Source organism: Jeongeupia sp. USM3, assembly GCF_001808185.1.
Classification (GTDB): domain Bacteria; phylum Pseudomonadota; class Gammaproteobacteria; order Burkholderiales; family Chitinibacteraceae; genus Jeongeupia.
Genome location: NZ_CP017668.1, coordinates 2,058,116 through 2,080,351, shown reverse-complemented (window position 1 = coordinate 2,080,351; position 22,236 = coordinate 2,058,116). Strand labels below are relative to the sequence as shown.

Sequence of the window (22,236 nt, the reverse complement as noted above, 5' to 3'; positions counted from 1 at the left end):
ATCATGACGACCCGCCGCATTCTCGGCGCGACCACCTTGCTTGCCGCAGCACTGTTCGCGAGCGGCTGCGCCAACACCTCGTCGAACGTCTACAACCGCGACCAGATGATGCAGGCCGCTACGGTGCAGTCGGGCGCGATCGAGAACATCCGCTCGGTGAAGATGCAGGATTCGACCGGTGTCGGCACCGTTGCCGGCGGGGCGATCGGCGGCATCGCCGCCGGCAGCAATATCGGCGGCGGCAACGGCCAGATCGTTGCCGGCATTGTCGGCGCCATCGTCGGCGGCCTTGCCGGCAACGCGATCGAGAAGGGCGTGACCCAGCAGGACGCCTACGAGGTGACGGTCCGGCTCGACAACGGCCAGCGCATGGTCATCGTGCAGAAGGCCGACGCGCCGCTGGCGGTCGGCCAGCGCGTCGACGTGCTGACCGACAACAAGAGCACCCGCGTCGTGCCGGCCGGCAACGGCATCGTGCCGCAGGCAGCACCCCAAACCGCGCCGATCTGATGTGTCGCAGCAACGGCGTCAAAAACGGCCTCGCGGGGCCGTTTTTTTTTGCGCCGAGGCTAGACCCGCCCGGCAAGCCCCTGCCAGGTTTTGCCGGTTTCGTTCGGCCGCGCGCGGCCTTCGTCCGGTGCGCCGCCCTGTTCGAGTACCGGATAGGCGATCGCGCACACGTGCGAGTGGATCCGCCGCAGGTCGCGCAGCACGTCCAGATGCAGCGAGCTCGACGCGATGCTCTCGGGCACGCCGTCGCGCAGCCGCGCCAGATGGGTGTCGGCGGCGTGGCGGCCCAGCTCGCGGATCGTGGCTTTGCCCGCCAGCAGCGCCTGCGCGGTGCGCACGTCGGCCGAAATGAACACCGACTGGGCGCGGTGGAAGTTTTCCAGCACTTCATGGTGAAGCCGGGTCAGCTCGGCGGCGCCGTCGTGCGAGAAGCTCAGCTGGTTGCGGATTTTCTTGCCGGCCAGCTCCATCAGGTTCTTGTCGATGATGTCGCCGATGTGCTCCATGTTGATGACGAAGCCGATGATCGCCATCGCCCGCGCCGCGTCCTGCGGCGACAGACTCTCGCGGGTGATCTCGGTCACGTAGAGCTTGATCGCCTCGTGCAGCCGGTCGACGGCATTGTCGCGGCGGGTGATGTCCAGAATGCGCTGCCGGTCGTCACCGAGCAGCGCCGGCATGCTGGTCCGCAGCATGTCCTCGACGATGTCGCCCATGTGCAGCGCCTCGCGCGTTGCGCAGGTCAGCGCCAGCGACGGCGTGGCGATCGCCGACGGATCGAGGTAGCGCGGCGCATCGGGCTGGTCGGCGGCGTCGCGGTGATCGGGGAAAAGGCGTTCGAGCAGCCGCGACACCGGCCCCAGCAGGCCGATGAAGGCAAGCGCGATGCCGAGGTTGAGCAGCGTGTGGAAATCGGCGACCAGCGCCGCCGGGTCGGGCCACAGCCGGGCCAGCCCCTGGGCGAGCGGGGTGACGGCGAGCAGCAGCACGAGGCAGCTCCCGCCGCGCAGCAGCAGGTTGCCGGCCGGCAGCCGCCGGCGCAGCGGCTCGTTGCCCCTGATGCCTTCGAACCACGGGTTGAGCGCGCTGCCGATGTTGGCGCCGAGCACCATCGCCAGCGCGGTGCCGGCCGGAATCGCGTGCGAGCCGGCGAGCGACATCACCAGCAGCACGGTTGGAATGCTCGAATGCGCCAGCCAGGTCAGCAGTGCGGCGATCATCGCGCTCGGCAGCGGCTGGTCGGCCAGCACGTCGAGGATCGCCCGCATCGCCGGCGCGGCCTCGGCCGGCTGCATCGCCTCGACCAAGAGCCGCAGCGCCAGCAGCATCAGGCCGATGCCGATGAAGGCGCGGCCGACGTCGCGCGTCTGCGAACCCTTGCCGCGCTCGAACATGAACAGCCCGGCGATCAGGCACAGCGGCGACACCCAGCCCAGATGCAGCGAGAACGCCTGGACGACCAGCGTTGCGCCGAGGTTGGCGCCAAGCATGATCGCCAGCCCGGCGACCGGCGTCAGCACGCGGCGCGCGGCGAACGAGGTCGCGAGCAGGCCGGTGGCGGTGCTGCTCTGCAGGACGGTGCTGATCGCCATCCCTGCCAGCAGCGCACGCCAGCGGCTGCCGAGGCTGCGGCCCATCAGCTGCCGCAGCGATGCGCCGAGCGCGCGCATGAAGCCGGTTTCGACCATGTGCAGCCCCCAGGTCAGCAGGGCGACACCACCGGCTAGATGAAGCAGAACGGTCATCATGCTCGTTCTCCCCTGCCGCGGGCCAAGCAGCCCCGGCATTGCAACCCGGCCTTTGTCCTGCCCGGCCGGTGTTGCCGTTATTGTGCGGCCGACTCGATCCGCGGGCCTGCGTGGGGATGCGCCTTGCCGGCACGATGGCACCGGGTTTGCGCTGCGCAGATGCCGCCGCGGGGATCGGCCGCTGTTGCACTTTCATACAGTCTTGACCATCGGCGCCGGCTTGGCTGGCCCGGTCCGCCAAATCGGCCAGACGGACGTCGGCGGCTGCGGCGCCGGTGCAACACGTGTACCCGGAGAACGGGGCTCAGGCGGGGTGGCGGGACAGCCCGAACGGCTGCTTCCAGCGCTCGCTCAGCAGCACGCCGGCCAGCGTCAGCAGGCCGCCGACGAGGTGATACCACGCCAGCCTTTCGTGCAGGACCGGCGTCGCGGCGATCAGCGCGGTGAACACCGGCGACAGGTTGAACAGCAAGGTGGTGCGGCTGGGCCCGGCCTTGGCGACGCCGTGCATCCACAGCAGCGGCGCGAGCATCGACGCGAACAGCCCGGCGTACAGCACCAGCGGGATGTTGCTGGCCGAGAGCCCGACCTTGGGCGAGGCGAGGTAGAGCGGCAACAGCAGCAGCACGGCGACCAGCACCTGCAGGTACAGCAGCAGCAAGGAAGGCAGCCGGATCTGCCACTTCTTCAGCAGCACGCTGTAGAGCGCGTACGCCAAGGTCGCGATCAGCATCAGCGCATCGCCGCTGCCGACGCCGTGCTGCAGCAGCGCCGCGACGCTGCCGCCCGAGACGACGATCAGCACGCCGGCGAACGACACGACCGAACCGGTGATCGCGCCCAGCGTCAGCCGCTGGCCGAGCAGGGCGATCGCCAGCGCCAGCGCCATCATCGGCATCAGCGACAGGATGATGCCCATGTTCGTCGCCGAGGTGCTGTGCGCGGCGTAGTAGGCGAGGCTCTGGTAGACGACCATGCCCAAGAGCCCGAGCACGACGATGCGCCCGGCCTGCGCCCGCACCGCGGCCCGGTGCTGCCAGAGCGGCCGCAGCATGAACGGCGTGAACAGCAGCGCCGCCAGCAGCCAGCGGTAGAAGCCGATTTCGGCCGGCATGATCGCGCCGGCGGCGAGCTTGTTGACGACGGTGTTGGCGGCCCAGATCAGCACGGCCAGAATCGGAAACAGCAGCGGCATGGTGCGCTCCTTCGGAATATGGCAGCGATTGTCCGCCTGTCTTGTTGTCTGGATATACTTGAAACCAGACAAACCGTTCGCCGATCCGGACATCATGGCCTATTCACCGCACCGCGACTTCGACCGGCTGCCCTATCCGGTGTGCTTCCGCTTCGACGCCTTCAGTGCCGGCACCGAATGCGAGCTGCACCGGCACCCGTGGGGCCAGCTCAACTACGCCGAGCACGGCGTGATGCAGATCGACGTCGACGGCCAGCGCTTCCTGTCGCCGCCGCGGTATGCGGTGTGGCTGCCCCCCGGCGTCGTCCACGGCAGCTACAACCACCAGCCGGTGCTGTACCGGGCGCTCGACCTCGATCCGGACCTGTGCACGGCCTTGCCGGACCGGCCGTGCATGCTGGCGATCGACAGCGTGCTGCGGGCGATACTGGTCGATTTCGCCGAACGCGGCGTCGCCGTGCCCGAGCACGACGCCGACCGCCGGCTGGCGCAGGTCGTCGTCGACCGGCTCGGCCGCGCGCAGGCCGAACCGCGCTACCTGCCGCTGGCGCAGACGCCGGCCTTGCAGCAGGTGCTCGACGCGCTGCAGCGCGATCCCGGCGACAACCGCACGCTGGCCGACTGGGCCGCGACGGTGCACCAGACCGAACGCACGCTGGCGCGCCATTGCCGGCGCGAGCTGGGGATGAGCCTGGGCGAGTGGCGGCAGCGGCTGCGCTTTTTGCGCGCGATCGAGCGGCTCGAGGCCGGCCGCAGCGTGCAGGCGATTGCGCTCGATCTCGGTTACAGCACGAGTTCGGCGTTCATTGCGATGTTCCAGCGGCAGGCGGGGGTGACGCCGGAGCAGTATCGGCGGGAGATGGGGGCGAAGGTTTAGCGGCGGCGTTCGGGAAGCGGTTTTGCAAGGGGTGTTTGGGTTCAGCGCCTTCGGCGCAGCTAAAAGCATTTAGATGCGCGTTCCGCCGCGCAGACGGGAAGGGGACTTTGTCTCGCCAAAGCCCCCTTCACCCCAAAGGCGCCCCGCGCCCTGCGGCCCTCCGGGCTTCCCTCGATCGGTCGCGAGCCAAGCGATAAAACCGCTTGTCTCACTCCACTCCTCGGCGCTGGCGAACGGGAATGAAAGGCGGCGCACTTTTCACAGCAACTGGTTTGCCACGTGTTTGTTCACAGCCCGTTGCATACCGCCCCGATCCCCTCAGTAGCGCCGAGCAGCGCAAGTCGGCACGGAGCTGTCGGGGATCGCTGTTTGAGCGTAGCGAGTTTGCGATTCCCGCCGTGGCGACTGAGCAGCGCAGGGAACCCGCGAAGCGGGCGCGGATGCGGGTCACGCCAAAGCTTAGCGGCTTTGCCGCTTAGCGACGCGCGATGCAGCGCACGCCTTTTCTTTGGATACTTTCTTTTGGCGAAGCAAAAGAAAGTATCACGTCCGCCGGGCGGAACCGGCATCAATGCCTTTACCCCCGCGCCGCAGGCGCTAAACCTCTAACCTTCTTCACACCCCGCAACGAAAAACGGCCCATCCGGGCCGCTTCTCTCAACGCGAACCTGCAGCCCTCAAAACCCCAGCCGCTGACAAACCGTACTCACCGCCCCTGCCGCATTCAGCGTATAGAAATGCAGCCCCGGCGCACCCTGCGACAGCACCCGGTCCGACAGCTCGGTGACGAAATCGAGGCCGAAGGCGCGGATCGATGCCGAGTCGTCGCCGAACGACGCCAGCCGCAGCTTGAGCCAGCGCGGGATCTCGGCGCCGCACATGTCGGAGAAACGCGAGAGCTGGCTGAAGTTCTGGATCGGCATGATGCCCGGCACGATCGGGATGCTGACGCCGCGGCCCTGCACCTCGTCGACGAAGCGGAAGTAGGCGTCGGCGTTGAAGAAGTACTGAGTGATTGCCGCGTCGGCGCCGGCGTGGACCTTGCCGACGAAGGCGCGCAGGTCGGCCTCGGCGCTCTGCGCCTGCGGGTGGTACTCGGGATAGGCGGCGACTTCGATATGGAACCAGTCGCCGTGCTGTTCGCGGATGAACGCGACGAGTTCGTTGGCGTAGCGGAATTCGCCGACGTCGACCATGCCCGACGGGATGTCGCCGCGCAGCGCGACGATGCGGCGGATGCCGTGCTCGCGGTAGCTTTGCAGCAGCTCGGCGATGGTCGCGCGGGTCGAGCCGATGCACGACAGGTGCGGCGCCGCCTGATGGCCTTCGGACTGGATCTCGAATACCGCGTTGCGCGTGCCGTCCTGCGTCGTGCCGCCGGCGCCGAAGGTCACCGAGAAGAACTCGGGCTTGAACTGGGCGAGCTGGCGGCGCGTGTTGCGCAGTTTCTCGACGCCTTCGGGCGTCTTGGACGGGAAGAATTCGAAGCTGATCGGCGGGCGGGTCATGGCGGCTGTTCGGTGGAAAATCCGGGTAATCTTACCACCGCACCGCCGCCCGGTAGCGTCAGCGCGCCCGCAATCGCTTCATGTCGGCGTGAGTTTGCCGCGCGGTGGCGCCAACGGCCCGGCCTCGGGCGTGCCGCCGACCACGTCGCTGCGCTGCGGCGTGCGTTTCGGCTGTACGCGCAGCCGTGCGCGCCGACGCGCACAGCACCAGGGGATCGGACGTTTCATAGCCACGCTCCAAGCAGCGGTGAGATCAACACCATGGCAATACCGGCCATGGTCATGGTGAGGCTGGCGACGACGCCTTCCTCGTTGCCGATTTCGCGCGCCTTGGCGGTGCCGGCACCATGGCTGGCGGCGCCGAACATCGCGCCGCGCGCCATGCGCGAGCGCAGCGGCAGCACCCGCATCACCGTTTCGCCGATCACCATGCCGAACACGCCGGTGACGACGACGAACAGCGAGGTCAGCTCGCGCGAACCGCCGAAGGCATCGGTGGCAACGACGGCGAACGGCGTCGAGACCGAGCGCGACAGCAGGCTGTGCGTCAGTTCGTCCGGCAGCCGGAACAGTTGCGACAGCAGCCACGACGAACCGATGCCGAGCACCACGCCGGCCACCACGCCGACGCTGAGCGTGAGCGGATTGCGGCGGATGATCTCGCGCTGGTCGTAGATCGGTACGGCAAATGCAATGGTGGTTGGTCCAAGCAACCAAACCAGCCAGTGCGCGTCGGCATTGTAGACCTGGTAGGGCAGATCGATCGCCAGCACGATTGCCATCAGCAGCAGCGGCGTCAGCACGATGGGGGCAAACCAGATGCGGCGGTGCCGGTGGTACAGCCACTTGCTGGCGTAGTACACCGCAATGGTGACGATCAGGCTGAGCGGGGCGAGCAGGGCGGTGTTCATTGCAGCGCACCGGCCAGTTGGCGGCGTTGCGATTTGGCGCGGATGCGGCGGCGGTGTTCCCAGCGGAACACGACATCGACGACCAGCGCGGTGCCGGCCATGACGATCAGCGTGCCGAGCACGATCACCGCGATCAGTTGCAGGCCTTCGGCCTTGAACAGCGCGCCGAACTGCACCACGGCAATGCACGGCGGAATGAAGAACAGCAGCATTTCCGCCAGCAGCCATTCGGCGCCGCGGCGGATCGCGTCGGTATGCAGGACGCCGCACAGCAGCAGCGCCAGCACCACGCCAAGGCCGATCACGCTGCCCGGAATCGGCGAATGCACGGCGCGGGCAAACCAGTCGGTGGCGAACCAGACGGCAAAGATCAGCAGCAATTGGGTGACCAGCCTGAAGAAACCGGTCACGCGGGCGGTAGCCATGATGGCCTCCTGAAGGATACAGCCCGAAGTGTATGCCGCCGCTTTGATTACAAAGATGAATTATCATTATGAAATGAATGCCGATTTGGAATGGTGAGGGCGTCGATGGAATTGCGGACCCTGCGCGCGTTTGCCGAAGTCGCCCGCTGCGGCAGCTTCACGCTCGCCGCCGAGCGGCTGTTCGTCACCCAGCCGACGGTGAGCAAGCTCGTGCGCCAGCTCGAGGACGAACTGGGGCAGCAGCTGTTCGTGCGCGAAGGCAAGCGTCCGCGGCTGACCGACGCCGGCAGCGTGGTGCTGGTGCATGCCGAGCGGATGCTCGCCGACGCCGGCCAGCTGCACGCCGAGCTGGCCGGCCTCTCCGGGCTGGCGCGCGGCGAGCTGCGCATCGGCGTGCCCTCGCTCGGCGGCCGGGTGTTCGTGGCGCTGATCAGCGAGTTCAAGCGTCATTACCCGGGCGTCGAGCTCAAGCTGTTCGAGGACGGCGCGATCGCGATCGAGGCCGCATTGCTCGCCGGCGAGCTCGAACTTGGCGGCCTGCTGCACCCGGTCGACGATCCGCGCTACCAGACGCTGACCCTGGTGCGCGACCGGCTGGCCCTGATCGCGCCCGAGCGCTCGGCCTGGGCGCACCGGCCGCGGATTGCGCTGGCCGAACTGGCCGACGAGCCGTTCATCCTGTTCACGCCGGGTTTCGCGCTCAACGACCGGATCGTCTCGGCGTGCGGCGAGGCGGGCTTTGCGCCGCAGGTCACCGGCCGCAGCGGCCAGCCCGGGCTGATCCAGGCGATGGTGCGCGGCGGCATCGGCGTGGCGCTGCTGCCGACGTCGGAAATCGCCGCGTCGGCGCGCGACGGGCTGGCGGTGTGCGAACTCGAGGCCGAGATCCCGTGGGAAATTGCACTGGCGTGGCCGCGCGACGCCTACCTCTCGCACGCCGCGCGCGCGTGGCTGGCGCTGGCGCAGGCGCGTTACGGCTGACCGGCGCCGACCGGATCGCCGGCGAGCCACGCCCGCCGCGCGAAGCCCTGACCGGCCGCTGCGCCGGCACCCGTAGGCCACATCCTGTCGCTGGGCGTGCGCATCGTCCCGTCCGTTGCCGGGATCGGCCGGCGGGCGGGGCTGGCACCGCATCCGGGCAGCCCGTTGCGCGACCATTTCATCGCGCTGCTGCGCTGGCCGCCGGCCTGCCTATACTGCAAGGCATCAGCGACTCCGCGGAGCCGATCATGTCACAGTCGGAAGGCCACTCCCGCCGTATGCATGCCGGCGCCCCGGCGGCGCCGCGTTTCGTCGGCGCCGGGCTGCGCAGCGACGAAATCGCCGACCATGCCCAGCTGGCGCTGCAGCGCCTGCCGACGCTGGCGACGCTGATGGCGCGCTCGGTCGACCCGCTCGGCTACCGGCACGGCCTGCAGGCGCTGGCGCTGCCGCAGCCGCTGTCGCGCCGGCTCGGCCGGCTCGCCGCCGAGCACCCGGACCTGTACCAGCACCATCTGGTCGTCGCGATCGTCGCCGATTTCCTCGCCGCCGGGCTGCAGTTTGCCGATACAGACCGGCAGGCGCTGCTGCTGGCGGCGCTGTTCCACGACGCAGGGCTGGCCGATCTCGACGCAATGGCGCAGGTCGGCGACTACAGCAAGGCGCCGCTGAACCTGATCGACGCGCATCCGGCGATGGCGGCCAGGCTGCTGCGCGACTGTCCCGACGTGCCCGAGGCCACGGTGATCGCGGTGCTGCAGCACCACGAGCGCCCCGACGGCAGCGGCTACCCGTCGCGGCTGGCGCACGATGCGCTGCAGCCGCTGGGACAGTTGCTGGCGATCGCCGAGGCAGCGGGGTCGGTGCTGCCGCATCGCCGGCCGCTGGCGCTGCTGATCTGGCTGCGGCTGGTGCGGCCGGGTTTCCGCACCGACGCGATCGACCTGCTGGTGCGCGGGCTGCACGGCATCGTGCTGCCCGGTTACAGCCGGCCTTCCGAATCGCGCTTGCTGATCCTGTCCGAGCAGCTCGGCGGGCAGGCGGCGCTGTTCGACGACTGGCTGGCCCAGCGCGAGCATCTGCGCGCGCTGGCCTTGCCGGATTTCGTCATCGAGCGGCTCGACCGGATCTACGGGATGCTCGCGCAACTGGGCATCGACCCGCAACGGATCGAACTGGCGCTCGACAGCGTCGCCGACGACGAACTGGTGACGCAGGAGCTGCTGGCGCTGGTGCAGGAGATCGACTGGCAGCTCGGCGACCTCTTGCGCGACATCGAGCGCCAGACCTCGCCGCAGTCGAACTGGCCGGGCTGGCGACTCGAACTCGAGGCGCTGGTCCAGCGCCTGCGCGCCGCACGCGGCGAACGCGGCTAGCGCGGCCCGAAACGCCGCCGGCCGCCGCGCCTGGGCGTGTCGGGCTGCCGGCGATGCTGCTGGTTCTGCTGCTGCAGCATCAGGTCGATCTTCTCCGACGTCGTTTTCATCAGCGACTGCGCGAGTTCCTCGTGCGGGAAGGTATCGGCCATCCGGTAGCCGAGCCAGGCGTAGGCGGCGTACAGCTTGCAGCTGTCTTCGAGGTACTGCAGCGCATTGCGCCCGCCGATGCCCTCGATCCGCAGCAGCGGCGACGGCTTGCCGTCGGCACGGTCGCGTGCCCAGTCCTGCAGCGCGTTCTCCAGCATCGGAATCTTGGTCGACACCGGACACAGGCTGAAGGTGTAGCGGTCTTCGAGCGACAGCTTCAGCGTATCGAGCCAGCGCGCCTTTTCCATCTGGTCGCTGAGGTTGGCCGGCACGAAGAACTCGTCGTGGACGTTGATGTGCTTGGTGAACAGCTCGAGCAGCGCGAACAGCTTGGTCTGGCCGGTGGCCTTGGAAATCTGCTGCAGGTAGTCGAGGTTGGGTGCGACGAAGAAGCCGGTCGCCGGCAGCGGCTCGATCTTCTCGCGCAGCAGCTCGGAGATGACCTTGTGGGTGCGGGCGTCGAAACCGGCGACAAAGCCGGCCTCGTGCGCGCCGAAGCGGCCGGCGCGGCCGGCGATCTGCTTGGCCAGCGCCGCGGTGATCGTGCCTTCGCTGTAGCCGTCCCACTTGTTCGACGTGGTGAAGATCACCCGGCGCGCCGGCGTGTTCAGCCCCATGCCGATCGCGTCGGTGCCGACGACGATCTTGGTGTCGCCGGAGACGAAGCGCTCGGCCTGCGCCTGCCGCACTTCGGGCGAGAGGTTGCCGTAGATCGCCGAGACGGCGAAGCCTTCGGCAATCGCCTGGTCGCGCCAGTTGAGCACCTCGCGGCGCGAGAACGCGATCAGCACGTCGCCGGGCTTGAGGTTCTTCAGCGAACCGAGCGGCTGCGGGTCCATCTTCAGCGGCGACTTGCGCTCGAGCTTGCGTACTTCGAGCGTGCCGCCGATGCGGTGGACCAGCGACTCGATCGCCTGCTGCGCTTCGAGCGCGCCGAGCAGATAAACGGTGTTGGCCGGCACGCCGCACACGGCAGCGGTCCACGCCGCGCCGCGGTCCGGGTCGTCGAGCAGCTGGATCTCGTCGATCACGGCGACGTCGATCGGCCTGTTCGGGTTGAACATCTCGACGGTGCTGGCGACGTGGGTCGCGCCGGGGTGCAGCTTGCGCTGCTCGCCGGTGATCAGGCTGGTGGCGACGCCGGCGTCGAGCAGGCGCTGGTAGTTTTCCAGCGCCAGCAGCCGCAGCGGCGCGAGATAGGCGCCGGACCTGGCCTGCGCCAGATGTTCCATCGCCGCGTGCGTCTTGCCCGAGTTGGTCGGGCCGAGCACGGCGATGAAGTGCCGCGGCATCGCCTGCGCGGTGGTGAACGATTCCGGGTACAGCGAGAGGTTGATCGCGTCGCGCGTCTTTTCCGCCTGGTGGCTCGCGACGCGGGTGCCGCGCTGCGCCTCGATCCGCGCCAGCGCGACCTTGCAGCGGTCGCTGGCGCGCTCGTACTTGGCCTGCAGCGCGTTCAGCGCGCCGGTCGGATCGAGCTCGCACTCGGTCGCGATGTCGATGACCGCGTCGGCGCACTCGACCAGTGCGGCTTCCAGCGTGTGCAGCGCGGCCTTGTTCCAGCGCTCCTGCAGCAGTGCGAGCTTGGCCGTCGCCGTCAGCTTGCGCCACTTGGCGGTCTTGCCGAGGAAGCCGGCGTCGGGCACCAGATGGTAGGGAACGGTGCGATCGCCGACGACGATCTCGCCGTGCACCGAGACGGCATAGCTGCCGTCGGTGGTCACCAGGGTGGCGCGACAGGTGTGCAGGTAGTCGGCGAGGGCGTTGCCGGCTTCTTCGGCTGGCTCGGGTATGTCGGTCATTGTCGGTTTGCGATTTCTTTTGATGCGTCGAAGTATATCCTGCCGTCAGCTACGCAGTTTCTCTATATATGGGGTAAAACCCATTTTTTTGGCGATTTTTTCGTACAGGAACGCCGCCGTGGCCAGGCATGCGGCAGCAGTGATCAGGAATAGTGTGATGGCGATGATTTCAGAGGTGAGTGCCAATGAATGGCTGGGCGTTGGCAGGCGTGCTGAGAATGGATTTTCCATGAAATAAAACAAGCCAAGGGCAATAATGGTCAGTATGAGGATGTGTGTCGCTATTAGTGTAGCGCGTTTTTTGAAGAAAAGGCGCGGCCCGTAGTTGACGATGGCCCGGTTGATATTGATCTTGTCGTCAAATTCGAGCACGAAGGCGTCATGCTTTTTATCGGATAGTATTGATCTTTCGGAGAAAAACGAAACGGGTTTTTCTTTTTCGAAAATCGCCGCTTTGATACAAATCAGGCTCCCGGCAGAAGATGCGTAGACGGCCGAAGAGGCGATGGGCCAGATGATTTGCGTGTCACCGATGACATACTTTCTGACGCTGCTGCTGCCACCGGTGCTGGGGTTGACGATGCGCCCATTCATTTCCTCAAGTCTGCCGCTTATCTCGTAAACGCCGTCTTTGAGCCGGTATTTTCTTTTCTTGTATGTTCTCCAGCTAACTTGGCCGAGCAGGAAAAAGCCAATCGAAAATATGACCGATATAATGAATTTCCCCGGCTCTGATGCCTGCCCGTCGTAAATGAACGCCACGAGGAGTGTGATGCCAAACATCATGATCACGACGCCAAACCCGAGGCCGAAGGGGCGCTCGATTCTCCGTCCAAGGCTGGCGTATTTGATGTACTGCATCTCTGCCGGGGTCATTCCCCTGACGTGACGGATCGTGACTGGCGTGATTTCATTCGCTTTGCCGGTATTTTCTTTTTTGCTCATGCGCGATCCTTGATGAATTTACTTCGGAAGTATGATTCTCATCAGGCCATGGACCACCTTTCTTGAAACTTGGTAGATGTTTTGCAGCGCCTTGGGGGGACGTCGGGGTCTTCTGGCGAGGCGTATCTTGGATCGGTTATATACAAATATGTTTCCATTGGGTCATTGGCGGTTTCGTAAAATATGCCGGACTCGTCGCGCCAGCACTCTTTAGATATTCTTTGGGTGCATGTGTCCAGCTGTTTGGATATGTCAATTTTGTTTCTTTTTAAATGCCGGCTTGAGAATCGAAGGTTGGACTGAAAAATTATGGATTTGTACGTCCCAATCCATATTGCTTCTGCGTGGGGTGCCTTGATCTGAATAGATGAAAACTTAGACTGTTCAAACAACCAGCCGTTTTCGTGAGGAAGCCTTGAATAACCAGAAGGGCCACGGTTCTCAATGTGTTGTGGAATTGATTGGCCAGTAGGAGGTCGTCCATTCATCTGGATGAAATCGCACGTGGCGAGTGCCGGGTTGATTAAGTAGAGCGAGAAAATATACAGGAAAAGGTATCTGATATTTGAGGGCATATTGTCGGGCACTACGGGTAGGGGCGGATTCAACGCTGAAGTGCACTTCTCATCAAATCATGGACACGGGATACGCCGGCTGATAGTTCAAATTTCTGCAGTGGCGCGGTGTAACCGAAATGTCGCGGGCGGCTTGCCGCCCGCCCGGGCTTACTGGAACGCCACCTCGGCAAAGCTGCGCAGCTTGCGGCTGTGCAACTGGTCGACGCCCTGGTCGCGCAAGAGCTCCATTGCGCGGATGCCGATGCGCAGGTGCTGGTCGACGCGTTCGCGGTAGAAGTGGTTGGCCATGCCCGGCAGCTTGATCTCGCCGTGCAGCGGCTTGTCCGATACGCACAGCAGGGTGCCGTAGGGGACGCGGAAGCGGAAGCCGTTGGCGGCGATCGTCGCGCTTTCCATGTCGAGCGCAACGGCGCGGCTCTGGCTGAAACGGCGCTGCGGCGCGTTGTCGGGCAGCAGCTCCCAATTGCGATTGTCGGTGCTGGCGACGGTGCCGGTGCGCATCACGCGCTTGAGCTCCGAGCCCTTGATCTGCGTGACGTCGGACACCGCCGCCTGCAGCGCGAGCTGGATTTCGGCCAGCGCCGGAATCGGCACCCACAGCGGCAGGTCCTGGTCGAGCACGTGGTCCTCGCGCACGTAGCCGTGCGCCAGCACGTAGTCGCCGAGCTGCTGGGTCTGCCGCAGGCCGGCGCAGTGGCCGAGCATCACCCATGCGTGCGGCCGCAGCACGGCGATGTGGTCGGTTGCGGTCTTGGCATTGGCGGGGCCAACGCCGATGTTGACCATGGTGATGCCGCTGTGGTCGGCGCGGATCAGGTGGTAGGCCGGCATCTGCGGTAGCCGCGGTGGCGCCATGCCGAGCGCGTCGGCGGCTTCCGGCGCCAGGCCGGCACGGCGGGTGATGACGTTGCCGGGCTCGACGAAGGCGACGTATTCGCTGTGCGGATCGCTCATCGCCTCGAGGCCGAGACGGATGAATTCGTCGATGTAGAACTGGTAGTTGGTGAACAGCACGAAGTTCTGGAAATGCTCAGGCTGGGTGCCCGAATAGTGGCGCAGCCGGTGCAGCGAGTAGTCGACGCGCGGCGCGGTGAACAGCGACAGCGGCTGCGGCTCGCCGGCGGCCGGCTCGTAGGTGCCGTTGGCGATGCCGTCGTCCATCGCCGACAGGTCGGGCAGGTCGAACACGTCGCGCATCAGCTGGCGGCGCTCGAGCGTCAGGCTGCCCTCGATATGGTCGTTCTCGGCAAACGAGAAGTGCACCGGGATCGGCTGGTTGCTGACGCCGATCTCGAGCTCGACACCGTGGTTCTGCAGCAGCAGCGCGAACTGCTCGCGGTAGTAGCGTTCGAACAGGTCGGGCCGGGTCAGCGTGGTTTCGTAACGCCCCGGGCCGGCGACGAAGCCGAAGGCCAGATGAATGCCGTCGACCGAGCGCAGCCCGTCCAGTGGCTGCAGTCGCGACACGGTATCGGTCTGCAGCCGCACGTAGGGATAGCACGCGCGGACACGACCGGGCAGCGTTTTGCCGGCGACGAAACGTGCCATTGCGTCGCGCAGGTGGGCAAGGCTGGATTCGTAGACGAGGCGGACCTGTGCCAGTGCGGCGTCGGCGTCGGTGTGGCGGGTCGGGGCGATGAACTCGGGCTGGTGGAACATGGGTTGTCGTCCGGTGCGGGGCGTATGGAATCGGAATGCGTCTCTACCCCGATTCTGGCACGGCTGCGTCGCGTTCGTGTGACGCGGACGCAGAAAAGGACCGAAGCCCCTTGGAGCCGCTAACGCTGCTGGTGTACCCGCTTGCCGTTGTACTGTTGCGACCGCAGGGAGTCCCTGTGGGACGTGTTCGTACGCCTTGCCAGCACCGCTGCGATTGTTGGCGGCTCTTGGCAAGTGCTGTCGGACGGCACAAATCAGTCTCAGTCGCTGAGCGAGCCAAAGCAGGTCGCGCTCGCCCGGAGCACAGAAACCGGAATGGACATTCGGTCCATGAGGATTTCGAGCACCGGACGGGCGCGAGATGCGCAGGCGCAGCCAGCGAATGATTAGTAGCGGTAGTGGGCCGGCTTGAACGGGCCGTCCTTCGGCACGTTGATGTACGCGGCCTGCTCGTCGGTCAGCGTGGTCAGCTTGGCGCCGATGCGGCCCAGATGCAGGCGGGCGACCATTTCGTCGAGGTGCTTGGGCAGCACGTAGACGCCGACCGGGTACTGCTCGCGCTTGGTGAACAGTTCGATCTGCGCCAGCACCTGGTTGGCGAAGGAGTTGCTCATCACGAAGCTCGGGTGGCCGGTGGCGCAGCCGAGGTTCACGAGGCGACCTTCGGCCAGGAGGATGATGCGCTTGCCGTCTTCGAACTCGATGTGGTCGACCTGCGGCTTGATGTTGTCCCAGTTGTACCGGCGCAGCGACGCGACTTCGATTTCCGAATCGAAGTGGCCGATGTTGCAGACGATGGCGTTGTGCTTCATCGCCTTCATGTGGCCGTGGGTGATCACGCCGACGTTGCCGGTGGTGGTGACGAAGATGTCGCCCTGCGACGCGACTTCGTCCATCAGCACGACGCGGTAACCTTCCATCGCCGCCTGCAGCGCGCAGATCGGGTCGACTTCGGTGACCCACACGGTCGCGCCGAGGCCGCGCAGCGATTGCGCGCAGCCCTTGCCCACGTCGCCGTAGCCCAGAACGACGGCGACCTTGCCGGCGATCATCACGTCGGTGGCGCGCTTGATGCCGTCGACCAGCGATTCGCGACAGCCATACAGGTTGTCGAACTTGGACTTGGTGACCGAGTCGTTGACGTTGATCGCCGGGAAGGCGAGCTGGCCCTTCTCGTGCATCTGGTAGAGGCGATGGACGCCGGTGGTGGTTTCCTCGGTCACGCCCTGGATGTGGGCCAGGCGGGTCGAGTACCACTTCGGGTCCTTGGCGATTTGCGCGCGGATCGCCGCGTACAGCACGGTTTCCTCTTCGTTGGTCGGATCGGCGACCAGCGACAGATCGGTTTCGGCACGTGCGCCCAGATGCAGCAGCAGCGTGGCGTCGCCGCCGTCGTCGAGGATCATGTTGGCGTATTCGCCGTTACCGAAGTCGAAGATCCGGTGGGTGAAGTCCCAGTATTCTTCGAGCGATTCGCCCTTGTACGCGAACACCGGCGTGCCGGCGGCGGCGAGGGCGGCGGCGGCGTGGTCCTGGGTCGAGAAGATGTTGCACGACACCCAGCGCACCTGCGCGCCGAGCGCCTGCAGCGCTTCGATCAGCACACCGGTCTGGATCGTCATGTGGATGCTGCCGGCGATGCGCGCGCCCTTCAGCGGTTGCGCGGCGCCGAACTGTTCGCGCACGGCCATCAGGCCCGGCATTTCGGTTTCGGCGATGTTCAGTTCCTTGCGGCCCCAGGCGGCAAGGGAGAGATCGGCAACGTGAAAATCGGTGAATTCGGCCACGGTAGAGTCCTTCGTGTGGCCGGGAGGGATGCGGCTCACCCGCTATCCCCGTGCCCGGCACGGGTTGGTCAGGTGAGCGCCGTTGGATTCGTTCCGAGCCTGGCCCCGAACCCGTACATCAAGCGGCTGCGCCTGTGCGTTTTGCTTCCGTCCGATGCTCGGAACCCCGCAAGGGGGCTACCTTCGGGTCGTCCTCATGGACGTCCATTCCGTTTCCTGTGCTTCGGGCGGCAACAAGCCGCTTTGGCTCGCTCGCTTGCTGGATCGGGTTCCGTAGAGGGTCGCAGCGCTCCTCGGAAGGGCTTGAATTCTATCGGCTTTTGAGCGCTTCGTCAGCCATCGCCGTTCGGCGAGGCGGCTGTTGCGCCCGGCGGCAGCCGCGTGACCAGCACCTGGTCGATCCGGTAGTGGTCGATGTCGACCACCTCGAAACGGTAGCCGCGGCAGTCGATCGCCTCGGCCTTCTTGGGGATCTTCTTCAGCAGGTACATCAGGAGGCCGGCGACGGTTTCGTAGTTTTCCTCGTCGGGCAGGTCGTCGATCTCGAGCACCGCCTTGAGGTCGGCGACCGGCGTGACGCCGTCGACCAGCCACGAGCTGTCGTCGCGGCGGACGATCTGGTCCTGCTGCGAGAGGTCGGTCACGCTGCCGATCAGGTGGCGGATCACGTCGTTGAGCGTGAAGATGCCAACGACCAGCGCGTATTCGTTGATCACGACGGCGAAGTCTTCGTGGGTTTCCTTGAAGCGGTCGAGCGCTTCGGACAGCGAGATCGTGTCCGGCACCAGCAGCACGTTCTTGACCGCCACCTGGCGCAGCCCCGCCTGCAGCGCCTCGGGCTGGCCCTTGAGCACGTGCTGCAGCAGGTCCTTGGCGTCGACGTAGGCATAGACGCTGTCGATGCCGTCGCGGCACAGCAGGAACTTGGCGTGCGGCTCGTCGGTGATCTTCTGGCGGATCACGTCGTTGCTGTCGGTGTCGGTGAAATAGATCACCTGCTCGCGCGCGGTCATCACCGAGGTGACGAAGCGCTCGCCGAGCTCGAACATGTTCTCGATGAACAGGTGCTCCTTGCGCTGCAGGGTGCCGGCCTCGGCGCCGGCGTCGACCAGCGCGACGATTTCGTCCGAGGTAATCGACTCGACCCGCTGCGTCGGCACCTTGAAGATGCGGAAGATCAGGTTGGCGATGCCGTCGAACAGCCAGACCAGCGGGCGCAGCAGCGTGGTGCAGGCCATCATCGGCCGGACGATGCGCACAGCCATCTGCTCGGGCTGGAGCATGCCCAGGCGCTTGGGAATCAGGTCGGCAAACTGGATGAACAGGCCGGTGGTGATCAGGAAGGACAGCAGGAAGGACAGCGTCGTCGCCAGCTGCAGCTCGAGCCCGAACCGTGCGAACAGCTCGCTCAGGTAGGGCGTGAACGTCGCATCGCCGACGATGCCGCCAAGGATGGCGACGGCATTGACGCCGACCTGGACCACGGTGAAGAAGTCGCCGGGCTTCTCCTGCAGCGCGATCACCAGCGGCGCGCTGGCCTCGCCCTCGTCGGCCATCATCTGCAGCCGGAACTTGCGCGACGCGGCGAGCGCGATTTCGGAGATCGAGAAAAAGGCGCTGAAGCACACCAGCGCAAGCAGGGTGAAGAGGCCGGTTGTCAGGCTCATCGGAAGATCCTTGGGAAAGCGCCGGCCGGAAGACCGGTAGCGGCATTGTGACCGCTAGCCCGGCTACCTTGCCAGCTTTCCTTGTCATTCCGGCGAGACCTTCCGCTCAACCAGCGCTTGGTAATTTGTATGTAATGCCTTGCCACGGGCGGTCTATGTTTAGAGTTCACCCACCAAGGCAAGGAGGCTGGATCATGAAGTGCAAATGGTTGTTCCCCGTGGCGCTCGTCGGCGCATTGGCCGCTCAGCCGGTCTTCGCCGAAGCCGTCAGCGACCAGGCCAAGCCCGAGGCGCAGGCAACGCCGGCGGCAGAGCAACGGGCCAAGATCCGCCAGATGGCCAGTGACACGCTCGCCGACGTCTACAAGGCCCACCCCGACGCCGAAGCGACGATCGCCAAGTCGGCCGGTTACGCGGTGTTCGATACCGGCGGCGCGATGATCCTGTTCGCAGGTGCCGGCGGCGGCAGCGGCGTGGCGGTGAGTCTGCCGTCGAAGAAGGAAACCTTCATGGGTGTCGCGCAGGCCAAGGCCGGTCTTGGGCTTGGCATCAAGAACTCGCGGCTGGTGCTGGTATTTACCAGCCCGAAGTCGTTCAACAAATTCGTCACTTCGGGCTGGGCGTTCGGCGGTGATGCGACGGCCGCGGCCAAGGCCAGCGACAAGGGCGTCGGCCTCACTGGTGCGACGATGATCACCAAGGGCGTTTACGCCTATCAGTTCACCGAGTCCGGCTTGACCGCCGAAGCGACGGTCGGCGGCAGCAAGTATTTCGTCGACAAGAAGCTGAACTCGGGCAAATAGGCCGGATAGGCATTGATACCGCCGGCTGGCGTTAATTTGCCCGGTCGGCGGGCTATGATATCGCGATAAAATGGTTGCATAAATCAACTTTATAAGGTGATTGCATGCGCCGTTTTTATACCGTTGCACTTTGTGGCTTGCTGCTGGCCGGCCAGGCCAGCGCGGGCTTGTTCGGTGACGACAAAAGCCCCGCGACGCAGCGCAGCGAACTCAAGCAAATGGCGTCGGAAACACTGACGCAGCTTTACAAGACCTATCCGAAATCGAAATCGGCGATCTCGCACAGCGCCGGCTACGCGGTGTTCGACAACTTCAGCGCCAAGCTCATGCTCGCCGGCGGCAACAGCGGTCATGGCATCGCGGTCAATCGCAGCAACAGCCACGTCACCTATATGGACATGCTCGGGGCACAGGCCGGGCTGGGGCTGGGCGCCAAGAGCTACCGGCAGGTCTTCATCTTCAAGAACAAGAGCGCGCTGAACGAATTCATCCGCTCGGGCTGGCAGTTCGGCGCGCAGGCCAACGCCTCGGCCAAGGCCGACGACCAGGGCGGCGATGCCGCGGGTGCGACCAGCGTGGCGCCGGGCGTGTGGATGTACCAGATGACCGAAACCGGGCTGGCCGCCGAGGCGACGCTGACCGGTTCGAAATTCTCGGTCAACGATGAACTGAACTGAGCCCGGTCGGCTCAACGGTGACTCAGTAGCGCGGACACGCCGGGTCGACGTCGTTGGCCCAGGCGGCCATGCCGCCGTCGAGATTGATCAGCGTGGTGAAGCCGTTGCGTTCGAGAAAACCGGCGACCTGGTAGCTGCGCATGCCGTGGTGGCAGATCACCACGGTCGGCGCGTCCGGATCGAGTTCGAGCTGGCGCGACGGGATTTCGCCCATCGGGATGTGGGTGATGCCGGCCAGCGCGCAGACGCCGACCTCCCAGCCTTCGCGCACGTCGAGCAGCACCGGTCTGGCGCGGCTGTCGTCGGCAAGCCATTCGGCGAGCTGGGTCGGGGAGAGGTGTTGCATGGTCTGGCCCTGGAACGGTGTCGATGGCGGCGATTGTGCCATATGACATGGGGCAACAATCCCGCATTGACGGCTGGTCGCGCCGGCGCTGCGTCAACGATAATGCCGGCATGAATTTCAGCCCCGATCCGCACAGCCTCGACGCCGCCGGCCGTGCCGCCAGACGCAGCACGCTCGTCAGCGTCGTCGTCAATATCGGCCTGACGGCGGTACAGATCGTCGTCGGCGTGCTGGCGCATTCGCAAGCGCTGATCGCCGACGGCATTCACTCGCTGTCGGACCTCGTTTCCGACTTCGTCGTGCTGTTCGCCAACCGCTACAGCGGCAAGGCGCCCGACGCCGATCACCAGTATGGCCACCAGCGTTACGAGAACGCCGCGTCCTTCGTCATCGGCGTGATCCTGCTCGCGGTCGGCGTCGGCATGCTGTGGTCGGCGTTGCAGAAGCTGCAGACGCCGGCACTGATTCCGCAGGTGCATCTGGTTGCGCTCTGGGTCGCGCTCGGCGCACTGGCGGCCAAGGAGCTGCTGTTCCGCTACATGCTGGCCGTCGCGCAGCGGCTGCGTTCGAGCCTGCTGGCCGCCAACGCCTGGCATGCGCGCTCGGACGCCGCGTCGTCGCTGGTTGTCGCGATCGGCATCGTCGGCAACCTCGCCGGCCTGACGCTGCTCGACCCGATCGCCGCACTGATCGTTGGCATCATGGTCGGCCGGATGGGCTGGACGTTCGCGTGGCGGTCGCTGCACGAGCTGATGGACCATGCCGCCGACGCCGACGACATCGAGCGCATCCGCACCATCGTCGCCGCGACGCCCGGCGTGCTCGGCGTGCACGACCTGCGAACGCGCAAGATGGGCGACATGATCCTGGTCGACGTGCACCTCGAGATCGACGGCGGCCTCACCGTCAAGGCCGGCCACACGATCGCCGTCGCTGCGCGCGAGCGGGTGATGGCGGCACTGCCGGTGCTCGACGTGATGACCCACGTCGATCCGGCGGGCGAACCCGACGAGCAATGAAAAACGGGGCCGATGGCCCCGTTTGCTTGCCTGCGGCTGGATTACAGCCCGGCGTCGGCGCGCAGCGCCTCGGCCTTGTCGGTGCGTTCCCAGGTGAAGTCCGGCTCTTCGCGGCCGAAGTGGCCGTAGGCGGCGGTGCGGGTGTAGACCGGGCGCAGCAGGTCGAGCATCTGCACGATGCCCTTCGGGCGCAGGTCGAAGTGGCGCTCGATCAGCTTGACGATCTGCTCGTTCGACAGTTTGGACGTGCCCCAGGTGTCGACCATGATCGACACGGGCTTCGACACGCCGATCGCGTAGCTCACCTGCACCATGCACTGCTTGGCGATGCCGGCGGCGACGATGTTCTTCGCCACGTAGCGGCCGGCGTAGGCGGCCGAGCGGTCGACCTTGGACGGGTCCTTGCCCGAGAACGCGCCTCCGCCGTGCGGCGCTGCGCCGCCGTAGGTGTCGACGATGATCTTGCGGCCGGTCAGGCCGCAGTCGCCCATCGGGCCGCCGATGACGAAACGGCCGGTCGGATTGACGAGGTACTTCGGGTTCTGCAGCCACTCGGACGGCATCACCGGCTTGATGATCTCCTCGATCACCGCTTCGGACAGCTGCGCGTGCGAGACGTCCGGGTGGTGCTGGGTCGACAGCACGATGGTGTCGACGCCGATGACGGCACCGGTGTCGGCGTCGTACTTCAGCGTGACCTGGCTCTTGGCGTCCGGACGCAGCCACGGCAGGCGGCCGTCCTTGCGCAGTTCGGACTGGCGCTGCACCAGACGGTGTGCGTAGTAGATCGACGCCGGCATCAGCTGCGAGGTTTCGTCGCAGGCGTAGCCGAACATCAGGCCCTGGTCGCCGGCGCCCTGGTCGAGATCGAGGCCAGCGCCTTCGTCGACGCCCTGGGCGATGTCCGGGCTCTGCTTGTCGTAGGCGACGAGCACGGCGCAGGTCTTGTAGTCGAAACCGATGTCGCTGTGGTCGTAGCCGATGCGCTTGATCGTGTCGCGCGCGATCTGGATGTAGTCGATATTGGCGGTGGTGGTGATCTCGCCGGCGAGCACGACGAGGCCGGTGTTGACCAGCGTTTCGGCGGCGACGCGGGCGTGCTTGTCCTGGGTCAGGATCGCGTCGAGGATCGAATCGGAGATCTGGTCGGCGACCTTGTCGGGATGGCCTTCAGAGACCGACTCGGATGTAAACAGGAATTCTTTCATGGGGCTCGGGGCTCCTAAGTCATGTCGGGCGCGCGGCAAAGCCGATAAAATCGTCGCCGCAGAT

The 22,236-nt window shown here is 65.8% G+C and carries 20 protein-coding genes and 1 riboswitch; of the genes, 7 read left to right on the top strand and 13 right to left on the bottom strand.

Annotated elements, in window-relative coordinates:
* Positions 1 to 3 precede the first annotated feature (3 nt).
* Positions 4 to 510: a glycine zipper 2TM domain-containing protein gene (locus BJP62_RS09850; RefSeq protein ID WP_070529414.1), complete on the top strand. Its 507-nt coding sequence runs from the start codon at positions 4 to 6 to the stop codon at positions 508 to 510.
* 59 nt (positions 511 to 569) lie between these two features.
* Here BJP62_RS09850 and BJP62_RS09845 read toward each other — a convergent pair whose 3' ends face one another.
* Both BJP62_RS09845 and BJP62_RS09840 read right to left on the bottom strand, forming a co-directional pair.
* Positions 570 to 2,258, bottom strand: a complete 1,689-nt coding sequence (locus BJP62_RS09845; protein ID WP_070529413.1) for a Na/Pi cotransporter family protein — start codon at positions 2,256 to 2,258, stop codon at positions 570 to 572.
* A 304-nt stretch (positions 2,259 to 2,562) separates the two neighbouring features.
* Entirely contained in the window at positions 2,563 to 3,453 is an 891-nt protein-coding gene (locus BJP62_RS09840; protein ID WP_070529412.1) for a DMT family transporter, read from the bottom strand.
* 58 nt (positions 3,454 to 3,511) lie between these two features.
* On the opposite strand from BJP62_RS09840, the gene BJP62_RS09835 reads away from it, so the two are divergent.
* Complete coding sequence (locus BJP62_RS09835; RefSeq protein ID WP_205700883.1) at positions 3,512 to 4,330, top strand: helix-turn-helix domain-containing protein; 819 nt, start codon at positions 3,512 to 3,514, stop codon at positions 4,328 to 4,330.
* A gap of 677 nt (positions 4,331 to 5,007) precedes the next feature.
* Here BJP62_RS09835 and metF read toward each other — a convergent pair.
* The 4 genes from metF to BJP62_RS09820 form a co-directional block, all read right to left on the bottom strand.
* On the bottom strand, positions 5,008 to 5,838 hold the full coding sequence (gene metF / locus BJP62_RS09830) for a methylenetetrahydrofolate reductase [NAD(P)H] (RefSeq protein ID WP_070529410.1): 831 nt from the start codon (positions 5,836 to 5,838) through the stop codon (positions 5,008 to 5,010).
* Positions 5,839 to 5,916: 78 nt separating this feature from the next.
* Positions 5,917 to 6,066, bottom strand: a complete 150-nt coding sequence (locus BJP62_RS18670) for a hypothetical protein (RefSeq protein WP_168163823.1) — start codon at positions 6,064 to 6,066, stop codon at positions 5,917 to 5,919.
* A complete protein-coding gene (locus BJP62_RS09825; RefSeq protein ID WP_070529408.1) occupies positions 6,063 to 6,749 on the bottom strand; it encodes an LrgB family protein in 687 nt (228 codons plus the stop codon). Before BJP62_RS09825 ends, BJP62_RS18670 begins: the two co-directional genes overlap by 4 nt.
* The gene (locus BJP62_RS09820; RefSeq protein ID WP_070529407.1) at positions 6,746 to 7,174 is read right to left on the bottom strand and encodes a CidA/LrgA family protein; all 429 of its coding nucleotides are present in this window, start codon (positions 7,172 to 7,174) and stop codon (positions 6,746 to 6,748) included. The genes BJP62_RS09825 and BJP62_RS09820 overlap by 4 nt, the downstream gene beginning before the upstream one ends.
* A gap of 105 nt (positions 7,175 to 7,279) precedes the next feature.
* Here BJP62_RS09820 and BJP62_RS09815 point away from each other — a divergent pair, with 105 nt between their 5' ends.
* Both BJP62_RS09815 and BJP62_RS09805 read left to right on the top strand, forming a co-directional pair.
* Positions 7,280 to 8,155, top strand: a complete 876-nt coding sequence (locus BJP62_RS09815; protein WP_070529406.1) for a LysR family transcriptional regulator — start codon at positions 7,280 to 7,282, stop codon at positions 8,153 to 8,155.
* Between the two features lie 248 nt (positions 8,156 to 8,403).
* Positions 8,404 to 9,531 carry an HD-GYP domain-containing protein gene (locus BJP62_RS09805; RefSeq protein WP_083300827.1) on the top strand — a complete coding sequence of 376 codons (1,128 nt, stop codon included), beginning with the start codon at positions 8,404 to 8,406 and terminating at the stop codon, positions 9,529 to 9,531.
* On the opposite strand, the gene BJP62_RS09800 is transcribed toward BJP62_RS09805, so the two are convergent.
* The 5 genes from BJP62_RS09800 to BJP62_RS09780 all read right to left on the bottom strand — a co-directional run bounded on the left by BJP62_RS09800 (position 9,528) and on the right by BJP62_RS09780 (position 18,119).
* Positions 9,528 to 11,483, bottom strand: a complete 1,956-nt coding sequence (locus BJP62_RS09800; RefSeq protein WP_070529401.1) for a helicase-related protein — start codon at positions 11,481 to 11,483, stop codon at positions 9,528 to 9,530. The two genes, BJP62_RS09805 and BJP62_RS09800, sit on opposite strands and share 4 nt — an antisense overlap.
* Before the next feature lie 45 nt (positions 11,484 to 11,528).
* Positions 11,529 to 12,428 (bottom strand): hypothetical protein, encoded by a 900-nt coding sequence (locus tag BJP62_RS09795; RefSeq protein ID WP_070529399.1) that lies wholly within the window; start codon positions 12,426 to 12,428, stop codon positions 11,529 to 11,531.
* Between the two features lie 725 nt (positions 12,429 to 13,153).
* Complete coding sequence (locus tag BJP62_RS09790) at positions 13,154 to 14,665, bottom strand: AMP nucleosidase (RefSeq protein WP_070529397.1); 1,512 nt, start codon at positions 14,663 to 14,665, stop codon at positions 13,154 to 13,156.
* A 386-nt stretch (positions 14,666 to 15,051) separates the two neighbouring features.
* Positions 15,052 to 16,482, bottom strand: a complete 1,431-nt coding sequence (gene ahcY, locus BJP62_RS09785) for an adenosylhomocysteinase (protein WP_236943705.1) — start codon at positions 16,480 to 16,482, stop codon at positions 15,052 to 15,054.
* Between the two features lie 37 nt (positions 16,483 to 16,519).
* A riboswitch (S-adenosyl-L-homocysteine riboswitch) is annotated at positions 16,520 to 16,753 on the bottom strand.
* 31 nt (positions 16,754 to 16,784) lie between these two features.
* The gene (locus tag BJP62_RS09780; protein ID WP_070529394.1) at positions 16,785 to 18,119 is read right to left on the bottom strand and encodes a hemolysin family protein; all 1,335 of its coding nucleotides are present in this window, start codon (positions 18,117 to 18,119) and stop codon (positions 16,785 to 16,787) included.
* 194 nt (positions 18,120 to 18,313) lie between these two features.
* Between BJP62_RS09780 and BJP62_RS09775 the strand changes: the two genes are divergently transcribed.
* Together BJP62_RS09775 and BJP62_RS09770 are read left to right on the top strand one after the other, a co-directional pair.
* Positions 18,314 to 18,922, top strand: a complete 609-nt coding sequence (locus BJP62_RS09775) for a YSC84-related protein (protein WP_070529392.1) — start codon at positions 18,314 to 18,316, stop codon at positions 18,920 to 18,922.
* Positions 18,923 to 19,026: 104 nt separating this feature from the next.
* Complete coding sequence (locus BJP62_RS09770) at positions 19,027 to 19,599, top strand: YSC84-related protein (RefSeq protein ID WP_070529390.1); 573 nt, start codon at positions 19,027 to 19,029, stop codon at positions 19,597 to 19,599.
* Between the two features lie 22 nt (positions 19,600 to 19,621).
* On the opposite strand, the gene BJP62_RS09765 is transcribed toward BJP62_RS09770, so the two are convergent.
* Positions 19,622 to 19,945, bottom strand: a complete 324-nt coding sequence (locus BJP62_RS09765; RefSeq protein WP_070532579.1) for a rhodanese-like domain-containing protein — start codon at positions 19,943 to 19,945, stop codon at positions 19,622 to 19,624.
* A gap of 110 nt (positions 19,946 to 20,055) precedes the next feature.
* On the opposite strand from BJP62_RS09765, the gene BJP62_RS09760 reads away from it, so the two are divergent.
* Positions 20,056 to 20,964 carry a cation diffusion facilitator family transporter gene (locus BJP62_RS09760; RefSeq protein WP_070532576.1) on the top strand — a complete coding sequence of 303 codons (909 nt, stop codon included), beginning with the start codon at positions 20,056 to 20,058 and terminating at the stop codon, positions 20,962 to 20,964.
* Positions 20,965 to 21,005: 41 nt separating this feature from the next.
* Here the strand turns inward: BJP62_RS09760 and metK are convergent, their stop codons facing one another.
* Positions 21,006 to 22,172: a methionine adenosyltransferase gene (metK, locus tag BJP62_RS09755; protein WP_070529389.1), complete on the bottom strand. Its 1,167-nt coding sequence runs from the start codon at positions 22,170 to 22,172 to the stop codon at positions 21,006 to 21,008.
* Between the last annotated feature and the right edge of the window lie 64 nt (positions 22,173 to 22,236).

Excerpts from the sequence above, each read along its gene's own strand:
- BJP62_RS09805 (WP_083300827.1), top strand. The coding sequence starts at position 8,404 with ATGTCACAGTCGGAAGGCCACTCCCGCCGTATGCATGCCGGCGCCCCG.
- BJP62_RS09840 (WP_070529412.1), bottom strand. The coding sequence starts at position 3,453 with ATGCCGCTGCTGTTTCCGATTCTGGCCGTGCTGATCTGGGCCGCCAAC.
- BJP62_RS09765 (WP_070532579.1), bottom strand. The coding sequence starts at position 19,945 with ATGCAACACCTCTCCCCGACCCAGCTCGCCGAATGGCTTGCCGACGAC.
- BJP62_RS09775 (WP_070529392.1), top strand. The coding sequence starts at position 18,314 with ATGAAGTGCAAATGGTTGTTCCCCGTGGCGCTCGTCGGCGCATTGGCC.
- BJP62_RS09795 (WP_070529399.1), bottom strand. The coding sequence starts at position 12,428 with ATGAGCAAAAAAGAAAATACCGGCAAAGCGAATGAAATCACGCCAGTC.
- BJP62_RS09760 (WP_070532576.1), top strand. The coding sequence starts at position 20,056 with ATGAATTTCAGCCCCGATCCGCACAGCCTCGACGCCGCCGGCCGTGCC.
- BJP62_RS09845 (WP_070529413.1), bottom strand. The coding sequence starts at position 2,258 with ATGATGACCGTTCTGCTTCATCTAGCCGGTGGTGTCGCCCTGCTGACC.
- BJP62_RS09850 (WP_070529414.1), top strand. The coding sequence starts at position 4 with ATGACGACCCGCCGCATTCTCGGCGCGACCACCTTGCTTGCCGCAGCA.
- metF (WP_070529410.1), bottom strand. The coding sequence starts at position 5,838 with ATGACCCGCCCGCCGATCAGCTTCGAATTCTTCCCGTCCAAGACGCCC.
- metK (WP_070529389.1), bottom strand. The coding sequence starts at position 22,172 with ATGAAAGAATTCCTGTTTACATCCGAGTCGGTCTCTGAAGGCCATCCC.
- BJP62_RS09815 (WP_070529406.1), top strand. The coding sequence starts at position 7,280 with ATGGAATTGCGGACCCTGCGCGCGTTTGCCGAAGTCGCCCGCTGCGGC.
- BJP62_RS09790 (WP_070529397.1), bottom strand. The coding sequence starts at position 14,665 with ATGTTCCACCAGCCCGAGTTCATCGCCCCGACCCGCCACACCGACGCC.
- BJP62_RS09780 (WP_070529394.1), bottom strand. The coding sequence starts at position 18,119 with ATGAGCCTGACAACCGGCCTCTTCACCCTGCTTGCGCTGGTGTGCTTC.
- BJP62_RS09825 (WP_070529408.1), bottom strand. The coding sequence starts at position 6,749 with ATGAACACCGCCCTGCTCGCCCCGCTCAGCCTGATCGTCACCATTGCG.
- BJP62_RS18670 (WP_168163823.1), bottom strand. The coding sequence starts at position 6,066 with ATGAAACGTCCGATCCCCTGGTGCTGTGCGCGTCGGCGCGCACGGCTG.
- BJP62_RS09800 (WP_070529401.1), bottom strand. The coding sequence starts at position 11,483 with ATGACCGACATACCCGAGCCAGCCGAAGAAGCCGGCAACGCCCTCGCC.
- BJP62_RS09770 (WP_070529390.1), top strand. The coding sequence starts at position 19,027 with ATGCGCCGTTTTTATACCGTTGCACTTTGTGGCTTGCTGCTGGCCGGC.
- BJP62_RS09820 (WP_070529407.1), bottom strand. The coding sequence starts at position 7,174 with ATGGCTACCGCCCGCGTGACCGGTTTCTTCAGGCTGGTCACCCAATTG.